The 12,289-nt window shown below is 57.5% G+C and carries 10 protein-coding genes; 6 read left to right on the forward strand and 4 right to left on the reverse strand.

The window, feature by feature from the left end:
- Nucleotides 1-186: 186 nt before the first annotated feature.
- Genes leuC through O4G22_RS03580 form a run of 6 tightly spaced genes read left to right on the forward strand, consistent with a single transcriptional unit; the run spans nt 187 to nt 7,794 of the window.
- Nucleotides 187-1,599: a 3-isopropylmalate dehydratase large subunit gene (leuC, locus tag O4G22_RS03555; RefSeq protein WP_297404694.1), complete on the forward strand. Its 1,413-nt coding sequence runs from the start codon at nt 187-189 to the stop codon at nt 1,597-1,599.
- Nucleotides 1,600-1,617: 18 nt separating this feature from the next.
- Nucleotides 1,618-2,226, forward strand: coding sequence for a 3-isopropylmalate dehydratase small subunit (gene leuD / locus O4G22_RS03560; protein ID WP_306702185.1), 609 nt, complete (start codon nt 1,618-1,620; stop codon nt 2,224-2,226).
- 43 nt (nt 2,227-2,269) lie between these two features.
- A complete protein-coding gene (locus tag O4G22_RS03565; RefSeq protein WP_297672625.1) occupies nt 2,270-3,391 on the forward strand; it encodes a hypothetical protein in 1,122 nt (373 codons plus the stop codon).
- Nucleotides 3,392-3,432: 41 nt separating this feature from the next.
- Complete coding sequence (locus O4G22_RS03570; protein WP_306702186.1) at nt 3,433-5,007, forward strand: S1C family serine protease; 1,575 nt, start codon at nt 3,433-3,435, stop codon at nt 5,005-5,007.
- Nucleotides 5,008-5,012: 5 nt separating this feature from the next.
- Nucleotides 5,013-6,593 carry a S1C family serine protease gene (locus O4G22_RS03575; protein WP_031930419.1) on the forward strand — a complete coding sequence of 527 codons (1,581 nt, stop codon included), beginning with the start codon at nt 5,013-5,015 and terminating at the stop codon, nt 6,591-6,593.
- Nucleotides 6,594-6,630: 37 nt separating this feature from the next.
- Entirely contained in the window at nt 6,631-7,794 is a 1,164-nt protein-coding gene (locus O4G22_RS03580; RefSeq protein WP_287687027.1) for a 3-dehydroquinate synthase, read from the forward strand.
- A 530-nt stretch (nt 7,795-8,324) separates the two neighbouring features.
- On the opposite strand, the gene O4G22_RS03585 is transcribed toward O4G22_RS03580, so the two are convergent.
- The 4 genes from O4G22_RS03585 to O4G22_RS03600 all read right to left on the reverse strand — a co-directional run bounded on the left by O4G22_RS03585 (nt 8,325) and on the right by O4G22_RS03600 (nt 12,205).
- Nucleotides 8,325-9,110 (reverse strand): ATP-binding cassette domain-containing protein, encoded by a 786-nt coding sequence (locus tag O4G22_RS03585; protein ID WP_306702187.1) that lies wholly within the window; start codon nt 9,108-9,110, stop codon nt 8,325-8,327.
- Nucleotides 9,111-9,643: 533 nt separating this feature from the next.
- Nucleotides 9,644-10,522, reverse strand: coding sequence for a translation elongation factor Ts (gene tsf / locus O4G22_RS03590; protein WP_031930425.1), 879 nt, complete (start codon nt 10,520-10,522; stop codon nt 9,644-9,646).
- Nucleotides 10,523-10,551: 29 nt separating this feature from the next.
- Entirely contained in the window at nt 10,552-11,247 is a 696-nt protein-coding gene (gene rpsB / locus O4G22_RS03595; RefSeq protein WP_012419726.1) for a 30S ribosomal protein S2, read from the reverse strand.
- Nucleotides 11,248-11,485: 238 nt separating this feature from the next.
- Entirely contained in the window at nt 11,486-12,205 is a 720-nt protein-coding gene (locus tag O4G22_RS03600; protein ID WP_306702188.1) for a hypothetical protein, read from the reverse strand.
- Nucleotides 12,206-12,289 lie beyond the last annotated feature (84 nt).

The raw sequence follows: 12,289 nt of genomic DNA on the forward strand, positions 1-12,289 counted from the left end.
CAGAGGGCACGAAAACCATCCTTTCCTTAAAGGCGGAAAGGCGCCAAAGGCTGGAAAGAGGCCCAATCAGACCATGAATGCAGAGGAAATGTTCAAAAAAACGCCTTCTGTAAGACACAGACCGTGTCAGCAATACGTCCTTGCATCTTGACGCGGTTCCCGAACGGACGGATGCTTATGTCAGCTATGGGGAAAACGCTTTTCCAAAAAATCTGGGACGCTCATACCGTCGGCATCCTGCCGGATGGGAGAACGCAAATATTCATCGCCACGCACCTGCTGCATGAAGTCACTTCTCCGCAGGCTTTCGGAATGGTCCGGGACCTGGGCCTGACCGTGCGTCACCCGGAACGTACCTTTGCCACCGTGGACCACATCATTCCCACGGACAACCAGGCGGAACCGTTCGCGGACGCCACGGCGGACGCCATGATCAGGGAACTGCGCCGGAACTGCGCTGAAAACGGCATCCGCTTTTTCGACATTCCCACCGGACTCCAGGGCATCGTGCATATGGTGGGGCCGGAACTCGGCATCACCCAGCCGGGCATGACTATCGTATGCGGAGACTCCCATACGGCCACGCACGGGGCCTTTGGCTCCATTGCCATGGGCATCGGCACCACGCAGGTGCGCGATGTGCTGGCCACGCAGACCCTGGCCCTCAGTCCGCTCAAGGTGCGCCGCATCAATGTGAACGGGAAACTGGCCCCCGGCGTGCGCGCCAAGGATGTGGCCCTGCACATCATCGGCCTTCTGGGAGCCAAGGGCGGCCTGGGCTTCGCCTATGAATACGGCGGCGACGTCATTGACGCCATGAGCATGGACGAACGCATGACCCTTTGCAACATGTCCATTGAAGGCGCGGCGCGCTGCGGCTACGTGAACCCCGACCAAACCACGGTGGAATACATCAAAGGACGCCTGTTCGCCCCCACCGGCGCGGACTGGGACAAAGCCGTGGAACGCTGGCTGGGCTTCGCCTCCGACGCGGATGCGGAATACGATGAAATCGTGGAAATTGACGGGGCCTCCATTGAGCCTACGTTGACATGGGGCATTTCTCCGGACCAGAATACGGGCATCAGCGGCAGCACGCCCAACCCTTCCGACGCCGCGAACGACGATGAACGGAAGATGATCAACGAAGCGCTGGAATACATGAAATTCCCCGCGGGCATGCCTCTTAAAGGGCTGCCGGTTCAAGTGTGCTTCGTAGGTTCCTGCACCAATGGCCGCATTTCAGACTTCCGGGAAGTGGCCGCCCTCATCAAGGGTCGCCATGTGGCCCCCGGCATCAGGGCTCTGGCCGTTCCCGGTTCCCAGATGACTGCCCGGCAATGCGAGGAAGAAGGCATCGCGGACATTTTCCGTGAAGCCGGATTTGAATGGCGCCTGGCGGGCTGTTCCATGTGCCTGGCCATGAATCCGGACAAACTCCAGGGAGACCAGCTTTGCGCCAGCTCCTCCAACCGGAACTTCAAGGGACGGCAGGGAAGCCCCACCGGACGCACCCTGCTGATGAGCCCGGCCATGGTGGCCGCCGCCGCTCTGACCGGGAAAGTCTCTGATGCCCGCGAAGTATTCTCCCTGAATTAACTTTCCAATTTTCTCCTTATGTCTCTGACCCAATTCACCTCCATCACCGGCACCTGCGTTCCCGTCCCGGGACCGGACATGGACACGGACCGCATCATCCCTGCCCGCTTCCTCAAATGCATCACGTTTGACGAACTGGCGGGAGTCATGTTCTGGGACGAACGCTTCGACGAAAACGGGCAATCCAAATCCCACCCGGTGGACGATCCCCGCTTCAAAGGGGCTTCCATCATTCTGGGCGGCTCCAACTTCGGCTGCGGTTCTTCCCGCGAACACGCCCCGCAGACTATCAAGCGTTCCGGCATCAAAGCCGTCATCGCGGAGTCTTTCGCGGAAATCTTCTTCGGCAACAGCACCGGCATCGGTTTGCCCTGCGTGTGCGCGTCTGCCGCCGATATTGCCGCTCTGGCACGGCACATTTCCGATCACCCGGAAACGGAAGTGACGATTGACCTCCTGAACATGACAGTTTCCTGGAAGGAAGGCTCCTTCCCCATCCGGATGCCGGCGGAAGCCCGCGAAGCCCTGACCCGGGGCCGATGGGATTCCATTGCGGAACTGCTTGTCAACATGGACGCCGTAGAAAAGAAAAACGAAGAACTGCCCCGGGTCTCAGCCTCCTGCTGATTCGGCATTCACCTTTTTCCTCCCCTTCTACCCCCTTCCCCATATGATTTTCAGAATTACAGACTACGTCCACTACGGCACGCTGGACAACCGCGAACGCGGAACCGTCCATCTTACGCTGCAGCTCATGGGGATGCCTCATCCGGTAAACATCACCCTGCAGGGGGACTGCCTCCAGGATCTGGCCGGTTGCGTGATTGACTTCAGGAATCCCTCTCCCCAAATGCTTCCTGCGGAACTTACCCAGATCCCGGAACATATCCAGGGGGTGGTGGGAGATATGACGGCCAGCCGGCGCATGCCTGTCAAAGGCAGGAAAACCATGGAAAACGCCCTGTATCTGGAATGGTTCACCAGCCACCACGATATGGTGCTGCTGGAAAGTACGGCCTTCTCCATCAAAGTCTCCCTTCCCGAATGGATAATGGATTCCTGCGAAGAACAGGCCCAGATCATGGCGAACCAGCAGATGCTGCGGACTCAGGTAAAGGAATGGTCCAGGGCCTATTCCAACCACCAGGAGGACGGCAACCTGCCCGACCACCACTGGGACAAACGCCTGCGGGAAGCGGAAGCCATCGCCATCGCCTACCAGGAGGTATTCCAGAAATACAGGCTGAACCCCAGCGGCGACATCCGTGTGGCTTTTGTCATGGGCTGGGACGAAGTGCTGGACAACATCGCCCAGTCGGAAGAAACGGGGACGCCCTGCTCCTGCAAAAGCACCGGCATGCTCAGCCTGTTTGACATTCTCAACGAACAGGAGGCCCAGGAAGTGCAGTCCTGCATGTTCCACCCCCTTTTCCAGCAGGTGATGGAGCTGACGGACCTGTGCCAGCACCGGTTCAGCCGGGAAATCAACAAAGCCCAGAGAAACAGGACAGGGCCGCCGGAACCCCTGAACCAGATTTTTTACTGCATCCGCTACATCACCCCTCGCATTCTTTCCTGCCTCCTCCAGGAGAAGGAGGACGTTGCGGACTACTGCACCATGGCCGCCCGCATGGCCCTGTGCGTGGAACAAACGCGCCAGACGGTAGCTGCGCTGGACAACTGCGGCTGCCAGGTGGACGGCGAAGTGGCGGAACGTTTTTCATCCCTGCTGGAGGAAGTCAATTCCTTCCAGGAAAGCCTGGCAACCCAAAGCCGCAAAAGCAACCTGTAACAACAACACCTTCTCTGGCAACACAATCTTCATCTTTGCGTATGATACATTCCCATACCTGTTTTCAAGGGCTGTGCGCAGTCCTAGCCGCCGCCGCTCTTTCCCACGCGGATGAGCCGGCTGTCTCCATTTCGGACTTCGGGGTGGACAAAGTCATGTCCGGCCCCGTCGTTTCCATCAATGACCAGTACAAGGGCGTCGTGAAAATTGAAGTGGATTCTCTGACGCCCGATTATGCCACCCCATGGAACGCCGGCCGGTACCAGAGCAGTTTTGGCACCGGTTTCCTGATCGGGGAAAACGCCTTCATGACAAATGCCCACGTCGTCAGCAACGCGGAACGCATTTACATCTCCATGTACGGAGATTCCCGCAAAATCCCCGCCAGGGTCAAATTCATCGCTCATGACGCGGACCTGGCCCTGCTGGAAGCGGCCCCCCCTCACTCCTTCAAAGGCATCAAACCCTTTGAATTCAGTAAAAGCCTGCCTCATCTGGAAGACGAGGTAAGGGTGATCGGCTACCCTATCGGCGGCAACAGGCTTTCCGTCACGCGCGGCGTGGTCTCCCGCATTGATTTCACCGCGTACGCCCACCCCCGCAACGCGGAACACCTGACCATCCAGGTGGACGCCGCCATCAATCCGGGCAACAGCGGCGGCCCCGTCCTGATGGGGAACAAAGTCATCGGCGTGGCATTCCAGGGCCTGAACAACGCCAACAACACGGGGTACGTGATTCCAACCCCCGTCATCCGCCACTTTCTGGAAGACATCAAGGACGGTGTTTATGACGGTTACGTGGACATGGGCATTCAGGCTGCGCCCATCCTGAACCCGGCCATGCGCAAGGCGTTCGGCCTGCCGGACGATGAAAAAGGCGTCCTGATCGGCAAGGTGCTCAAGGGGTCCTCCGCCGACGGCGTGCTCCGCAACGGGGACCTGCTGATGAAAGTGGACGGCTATGATGTGGACAGTTCCGCCATGATTGAACTGGACGGCCAGAAAATCAGCATGAAAGAACTCATTGAGCGCTGTTTTAAAGACGACCGGCTCCCGCTGGATATCATTCGCGACGGCAAGCCCATGAAGGTGGAAATGGTGATGAAGCCATCCCCCTCCAGAGACCTTCTGATGGCGGAATACGATAAAATGCCCCGCTACGTCGTCTTTGGAGGCCTGGTGTTCCAGCCCATCCAGCGCAACGTGCTCGCGGCGGCGGACATCTCCATGCTGGACGTTGCACTGGACATCCGGAATTACCAGGAAGACGGCGGCTGCGTGGACCATGAAGACATGGTCATCATCACCAAAGTGCTGGATGATGAGGTAAACGCGCGTCTGTCCGGCTCCATTTCCAATTCCATTGTGGAAAAAATCAACGGCGTAAAGGTTAAAGGCCTTACCCACGCCTACGAACTCCTTTACCCGGAGAACATGCCGGAATACGTCGTCATCGAACTGAAAAACGGAGAGCGCCCCCTCGTCTTTGAAGGCAAGGCCATGGAGACGGCCAACAAGCGCATCTCCAAAACCTACAATATCCCGAAAAACGCCCGCCTGGACAGCGCCATTCCCGGCCGCCAGCCTGGCCGCAACACTACTCCCGCCCGTTAACCGCCATGAAAATTCTTTCCACTTTTTTCCTTGGTTCCCTGATGTTGCTCGGCGGCTGCCAGCCGCGCGAAGCCGGACGAACCGCTCCCGAACCCCAGCCTGAACAACAGACGGAAACGCCTGCGGAACAGGTGGAGGAAACGCCCGCGCCGGCCCCGCTTCCCTCCCCCACCGGCTCCATGGTCGGCATTAACGCCACCAATCAGGGCTATGCCATGATTCAGCCGTGGAGCAAGGAAAACCCGGCGTACAGCCAGGGCTTCGGCATTTATCTGGGAGACGGCAATATCCTGACGGCAGCCAACATCGTTTATTCCGCCAGCTTCGTGGAAGTGACCTCCGCGGACGGCTCCCAGACGGTTCCCGTGACCGTAACCGCCTTTGACCCGGAAGCCAATCTTGCCCTTCTGCGCCTGAAAAACGGAAAAGATGCCGCTTTTCTGGACAAACTAGTTCCCGTTGCATTGGGGAAGGCTCCCCGCCTGGGCGACAAGGTAACCTTCTGGCAATTCAATGGCGACGGCCTTCCCATCACTACCTCCGGAACCCTTCTGGCGACGGAAAGCGCCTGCCCGTTCACGAACGGGGAACCGTTCGTCCTGTATAACGTCAAATCCTCCGTCACTCCCCTGAAAGGCGGCGCAGGCAACCCCGTCATGAGGGGCAATGAACTTGTGGGCCTCAGCGCCAGCTGCGATCCCTCCGCACAGAAAGTGCTGGCCGTAACCCATACCATGATTTCCCGGTTCCTGGAACAAGCCCGGGCCGGCAATTACACCGGTTTCCCGGCGGACGGCACCCAGGTCACGGAACTGACCGACCCCGTCTTCCGCAAATTCCTGGGCCTGCCTGAAACTGGCGGCGGCTTTTACGTGGTGAAACTGCCTGTTTACGGCTCCTTCTACAAAGCCGGAGTACGTCCCGGAGACGTGGTGGAAAGCGTCAACGGCATCCCTCTGGACAGCAAAGGTTTAATTAAGGATCCCGCCCTGGGCCCCGTTTCCGCCAACTTTCTGTTCCGAGACTCCGCCAAGCCGGGGGATACCATTACGCTGGGCATCCGCCGCAAGGGAAAGGACGGCTCCAGCCAGCCCATGACGCTGGACGTCAAACTGGACAGGAGCGCCCTTGAAGGGGACTTGGTCAATCCGGCCCCCTTCATCTCCAATCCGCCCTACCGCATTTACGGAGGTCTGGTATTTGTCCCGCTGACGGGAGCCCTGATGGGAGAAATCAACAAGCTCAGCAAGAACCATCCCCCCCTCAACCTGGTGGAAGCCACTCAAAAGAAAGAGGACATACGGAAAAAAGGCGTGGATGAAATCGTGGTCTTCCTGATGGCCCTGCCCACGCAGGCTACACTGGGATACGCCCAGATGAGCCCTTCCATTGTGGAAAAAGTCAACGGCGTGCAGGTGAAAAGCTTCAAGCACCTCAACCAGCTTCTGGACCTTCCCGCTCCCGGCGGCACGCACCGCATCGAAGTGACCCAGCAGCCGTACACCATGTACATGTCCCAGAAGGAAGCTGCCAAAGCGGACCGATTCATCCAGATGAGGGCCGTTCCCGTGCTCCGCAGGGACTAGGAATCCGCGAGCCATGTTCACTTGCAGCCCTCCTGGCATGTCACTTCACACGCTGAATATCCGGCTTGATTTTCCCTACAGGACAGGCTTTACCCATGGAGCCTTCCGCCCGGAAAACGATGCTCTGGCCAGCCTGATGGAACAGAGGCCCGGAAGCCGCGTTCTCGTTCTCCTGGAAAAAGGGCTGGAACAGTTTTATCCTCAGCTTCCGGCAAACATTGACCGCTATTTTGAAAAAAATGCCGGGGTGCTGGCCTATGCCGGCTGCCGTTCCGTTCCGGGCGGGGAGGAAGCCAAAACAGGTTTTTCCGCATGGGAAACGGCCCTGCGCCACATTGTGGAAGCAGGCATTGACCGCCATTCCTATATCATAGCCGTGGGCGGCGGAGCGTTTCTTGACGTAGCAGGCTTTGCCGCCACCACCGCCCATCGCGGCATCCGGCTGTTGCGCATCCCCACCACCACCCTCTCCCAGGCAGACTCCGGAGTAGGTGTCAAAAACGGGATCAATTTCATGGGCCGGAAAAACTATCTGGGCACCTTCGCCGTTGCGTGGGCCACGCTTGACGACTTCCTGTTCCTCCATTCCCAGCCCCTCCCCCTGAAAAGAGCCGGGCTGGCGGAAGTAGTGAAAGTGGCGGTGGTGAAAGACGCCTCTTTCTTCAACTGGCTGGAAACGAACGCTTCCGCGCTGGCTGTATGCGAACGGGATGCTCTGGAATATGCCGTGGAGCATTCCGCTCTGCTGCACGCCTCGCACATTGCATGCGGAGGAGACGCCTTTGAACTGGGTTCCAGCCGTCCCCTGGACTTCGGACATTGGGCCGCCCATTACATGGAAACCATGTCCGGTTACATACTGGGGCACGCGGAGGCCGTTTCCGTGGGCATGTGCCTGGATATCCTTTATTCCGTCCGGAAAGGATGGCTGCCTGCCGCGGAGGCGGAAAGAATCATCTCCGTGCTGAAAACCCTGGAACTGCCCGTATTCCACCCCCTGCTTTCCCGCAGGACAGAAAACGGCGCCTGCGAAGTGCTGAAAGGTCTGGAGGCCTTCCGCGAACACCTCGGCGGCCACCTGACGGTACTGATGCTTACCGGAATAGGCCGGGGAAAAGACGTCCATGAGATAGACGCCGCTCTGATGGAGGAATGCATCCGGGAAATGCAGGAAGCCGCCGGATATTCCGTTCAGGAATAACAGCCCTTTCCTTGCTGCCTCCCCGTCAGAAAACAGGCAGAAGCCATCTGGCGTATCACAGAGAAATACCAGCCGGACGGCAGTATGAAAAAAACAACGACGTTTTTCCTTCCCACAATCTCCATATCCTTCTGTTCCGGCAGTTTCCGCAAGGCGGCATTATTATGTGCTGCCGGGCAGCCCATGATGCAAGCCATTTTGCGACTCCCCCTTTTTTCATAACGCGCCGGATTTACTTCTCCTCTTTCAAAAAGAAGATGAAGGAAAAAGCATGAACAGCCTGCCGGATACCTCAAAGAGAAGATCATGCCGTCAACAATGCGGAGGCAGTGGACACGATGCCCCGCTGGAAACAAATCCATTCATCGTCTTTGCAAGGCACGGGAAAACCAAACTGCCGGGAACCGCGTTCCGTTGAAAATTCAGGGAGGTTCTTCCGGAAAACCGTCCCCTTTTAAACCTGTGCGGATAACTCCGCGGGAAACGGAACTTTCCCGTATTCGTCCAAACTGACGCCGGGCCATCCCCATTTACAGACGCGGTACGGCGGCGAGAAGCGCCTGCGTATATTCGTGGGAAGGGGAAGAAAATACTTTGTCCGCCTCCCCGTATTCCACAATGCGGCCTTTGCGCATCACGGCAATGCGGTCCGCGATGTAATGGACCACGGACAAATCATGGGAAATGAATATCATGGTCAGGCTCAAGTCGCGGGCCAGGGCAATAAGAAGGTTCAGAATCTGGGACTGGATGGAAACGTCCAGCGCGGAAACGGGTTCATCCGCGATAACCAGCCTGGGTTCCGGCGCCAATGCGCGCGCAATGGCGACGCGCTGGCGCTGGCCTCCGGAAAATTCATGGGGATACTTGCGCATCAGGGAGGGGCTCAGCCCTACCTTTTCCATCAGTTCCGCCACATCATCCCTCGTCTGGGCAAAAGTTCTTTTACGGCGGCTCTGCAACGCCTCCTTTAATGTTGCATATACCGTAAAACGGGGGTTCAGGGAAGCATAAGGGTCCTGGAAAACCATCTGGAAATCCGGACGACGCTTCCTGACTTCGGATGCGGAAAGAGCCGTCAACTCTTCCCCTTCCAGAAAAATGCGGCCCTCCGTAGGCTTCTGGAGCAGCATCACCGTGCGAGACAGCGTGGATTTGCCGCAACCGGATTCACCCACCAGCCCCAGGATTTCTCCCTTTTCCACGGACAGCGACACCCCGTCCACCGCCACTACGGGGGCAAATTTGCGGGCAGAGAGCAGCCCCTGCACCGCAGGAAAGACAACGCTCACATGATCCAGTTCCAGAAAAGCCATGCCGCCACCCTAACAAGCCTTCCGATGCAAGACAAGACCCCAGCCGCGCCAGTTCCTCCAATATCAGGACATCCATGCGCACCTCCCATGCCGTTTCCCCCACAGAAAAACCAGGACCGGCAATGAACGCCAGCCCCGGCTGGGCATTTCGCATGTCTTCCGGAGCCACCCGGAGCCAGAAGAGTTCATCATCACACACGAGGCTGATAACAGCAAAAGAGGCTGTTCCCCCATTTCCACCGTCCATTGGCCTTTTTGAAGAACCACAATACCGCCAGGAAATATCAGGGATCGCACACAAGGAAAAAACATGCTCCAGCCCAAAAGCGCTCCAAAAACGGCTGCCAGGATGAAGGCCGCAACCAGCAGCAGGGCCGGAGCTTTTCTATCCCGCATATTTTGATAATCCCCTATCCGGATTTCCGGATCCTCCCTGAATCAAATTTATGGATAAATACCCCCATGGAGCCATATCAAACAAAAGAACCGTTCCCCGCAAAGGGAACGGTTCCAGAGATACTCTGACTCAGAGCTTACGCACCGAGCTGGTAGCGGACGAAGGAGGCGACGGAGATATCGTCGCCGAGTTCCTTGCCGGCCTGGTTGAGGAGGGCCTCCACCGTCATCTTTCCGGCAGGGTCCTTCACAAATACCTGGTTCAGCAGGCAGGACTGGGCGTACAGAGCCTTCAGCTTGCCGGGAAGAATCTTTTCCAGCAGGTGTTCGGGCTTGCCTTCCTGAATGAGCTGCTGCTTGGCGATTTCCTGTTCCTCGGCCACGAAGGCGGGATCCAGGCTATCGGAGCTGACGCTCTTGGGAGCGGCGGCGGCGATGTGCAAGGTCAAATCCTTGGCGAGGGCTTTGAACGCATCAGACTTGACGGTTTCTTCCTTGCCGGCCTTGATGGACAGCAGAACGCCCACTTTGCCGCCCATGTGGATGTAGGAGACCACGGCACCGATGCCGTCCGCCGTCAGGCGGGCGAATTTGCGCAGAGCCATGTTTTCGCCAATGGAGCTGCACATGGCCTTGATATATTCTTCCGTGGAGCCTTCCGCCATGGGGACTTGGAGAGCCTCTTCCAGCGTGGAGGCCTTGGAATCCATGAGAGCGTTGGCAACGTCATTCACCAGACCCTGGAACTTGTCCCCCTTGGCGCAGAAGTCCGTTTCACAGTTGAGTTCAAGGATAATGCCGGAGCAGCCGCAGGGAGCCACAGCGGCGCGGATCACGCCTTCCTTGGCGTCACGGTCGGCCTTGGCCGCAGCCTTGGCAATTCCCTTCTCACGAAGATACTTTACGGCGGCATCCATGTCGCCGTTGCATTCGTTGAGGGCTTTCTTGCAATCCATCATGCCGGCGTCCGTTTTGTCACGGAGGGCCTTGACGAGAGCTGCAGTAATTTCTGCCATAGTGTTTCTGTTCTTTCTAAATGGTTGGTTTAGGCTTCGGCGGATGCGCCCTTGCCTTCGTTGATGGCCTTGACAATGCAGTCAAGAATCAGGCGGATGGAACGGACGGCGTCGTCGTTGCCGGGAATCGGGAAGTCGATTTCCTTCGGGTCGGCGTTGGTATCAACCAGAACGCAGACGGGAATGTTCAGGCGGTGGGCCTCGCGGATGGCGATGTCTTCATGGTCGGCGCCGATGGCCACCATGGCGTCCGGAGCGCCGCCCATGTTGCGGATGCCCTGAAGGTTGCGTTCCAGCTTCTGGCGTTCGCGGTCCAGAGCGGCCAGTTCCTTCTTGGACATGCTCTTAAATTCCGGGCTCTTTTCAATCCCTTCCAGATAGACAAGGCGTTCAATGCTCTTGCGGATTGTGCTCATGTTGGTGAGCATGCCGCCCAGCCAGCGGTGGTTGACATAGTACTGACCAGTGGCTTCCGCAGCTTCGCGGACGGCTTCCTGAGCCTGGCGCTTGCAGCCGACGAAGAGGATTTTCTTATTGCGGCGGGCCAGATCAGCCAGGAAGGAGCAGGCCTTGTCCAGGCATTTTTCCGTTTCCTCAAGGTTGATGATATGGATACCGGCCTTGTCCTTGAGAAGGTACTTTTTCATGCTGGGGTGCCATTTGCGGGTTTGGTGGCCCAAATGAACACCGGCTTCAACCATCTGGTTAATCAGATCATTAATCATATATGTATGTAGGTGGCTTTCCTTGCGGCAGGAAAAGCAGTTTTTGGGGACTTCGACGCTTTTTACCCCTCCGATCCCCGTTGTTTAGTTGCGCCGAATCACGCGAGGGACGGGCAATATACTTCCCGCCCCCTCTCTTGTCAAAGCATAAATCATTGATTTACGAAACTATTCCGCCGTTCGCGGAACCTTGTCGCAAGCAAGCTCATGGAGAACTTTGCCATTTCAGCAAAATATCTTATCGCGCAGGCCCGTCAAAACCGTTCCCGGCAGGCTCTCCCATGCCCGTTTTCCAGTATTCCCGTTCCGCTTGCAAATAAAACGCACCGAACGGAGGCAGGATTTTTAACGTTTTCCCATGCCTTGCGGCCAGTTCCGGAGAGGGCATGTCCTCCCGCATATGCTTCCCTTTTCCAATCAGGAACGGCAGCACTACCACCTTTTGCCCCTTTAATCCGGGTAATACCTTTTCCACAGAAGGAAATGCGCCAAAGTATGCAAGCGCCATGTCCGTTCCTTCCGGAAGCAGGAATTTCAACTGCCGGAGGAATTGCGCCGGCTCCGGGGCAGCCTCCCTTCCCGTTACCCCGTGGGCTACCACCAGCAGGGAAGCCTCCCCCTCCAATTCCTTTTGCAAGGCGGCGGCCCTAAAACCAACACCGCCGCATCCCGCTCCCCATACGGGTTTAAAAACAAGTTCCGGATGCTGCCCGCTCCCGGCATACAGCGCACGAAGCAATTCCGGCAATGTCTCCGTCACCGTCACGCCGCTCTGCATGAAGACAGGGTAAACCCAGACTACACCATCGCCCGGAGGCAAATCCGCCGCCGTCAGGCTGCGGAAAGACCCCTGCCAGACACAGTCGCTTGAATATTGAAACTGCTCCGCCACATGCTGCCGCAATTCAGCCCCTGCTTCATCATAGGAAATAAAGAGTTTGTAAATCTTCCTGGGCATTTCGGTAAGACCACTGCGGGGGAACGGCGTTCGGAACATCCTGTCATTTATTCATGCGGAAGTAACGCATGATGGCCGTTTGTA

The sequence above is a fragment of the Akkermansia muciniphila genome, from assembly GCF_030848305.1.
In the GTDB taxonomy this organism is placed as follows: Bacteria; Verrucomicrobiota; Verrucomicrobiia; order Verrucomicrobiales; family Akkermansiaceae; genus Akkermansia; species Akkermansia muciniphila_A.

Excerpts from the sequence above, each read along its gene's own strand:
- O4G22_RS03600 (WP_306702188.1), bottom strand. The coding sequence starts at position 12,205 with ATGCCCAGGAAGATTTACAAACTCTTTATTTCCTATGATGAAGCAGGG.
- O4G22_RS03565 (WP_297672625.1), top strand. The coding sequence starts at position 2,270 with ATGATTTTCAGAATTACAGACTACGTCCACTACGGCACGCTGGACAAC.
- O4G22_RS03580 (WP_287687027.1), top strand. The coding sequence starts at position 6,631 with ATGTCACTTCACACGCTGAATATCCGGCTTGATTTTCCCTACAGGACA.
- O4G22_RS03570 (WP_306702186.1), top strand. The coding sequence starts at position 3,433 with ATGATACATTCCCATACCTGTTTTCAAGGGCTGTGCGCAGTCCTAGCC.
- leuC (WP_297404694.1), top strand. The coding sequence starts at position 187 with ATGGGGAAAACGCTTTTCCAAAAAATCTGGGACGCTCATACCGTCGGC.
- O4G22_RS03575 (WP_031930419.1), top strand. The coding sequence starts at position 5,013 with ATGAAAATTCTTTCCACTTTTTTCCTTGGTTCCCTGATGTTGCTCGGC.
- tsf (WP_031930425.1), bottom strand. The coding sequence starts at position 10,522 with ATGGCAGAAATTACTGCAGCTCTCGTCAAGGCCCTCCGTGACAAAACG.
- O4G22_RS03585 (WP_306702187.1), bottom strand. The coding sequence starts at position 9,110 with ATGGCTTTTCTGGAACTGGATCATGTGAGCGTTGTCTTTCCTGCGGTG.
- rpsB (WP_012419726.1), bottom strand. The coding sequence starts at position 11,247 with ATGATTAATGATCTGATTAACCAGATGGTTGAAGCCGGTGTTCATTTG.
- leuD (WP_306702185.1), top strand. The coding sequence starts at position 1,618 with ATGTCTCTGACCCAATTCACCTCCATCACCGGCACCTGCGTTCCCGTC.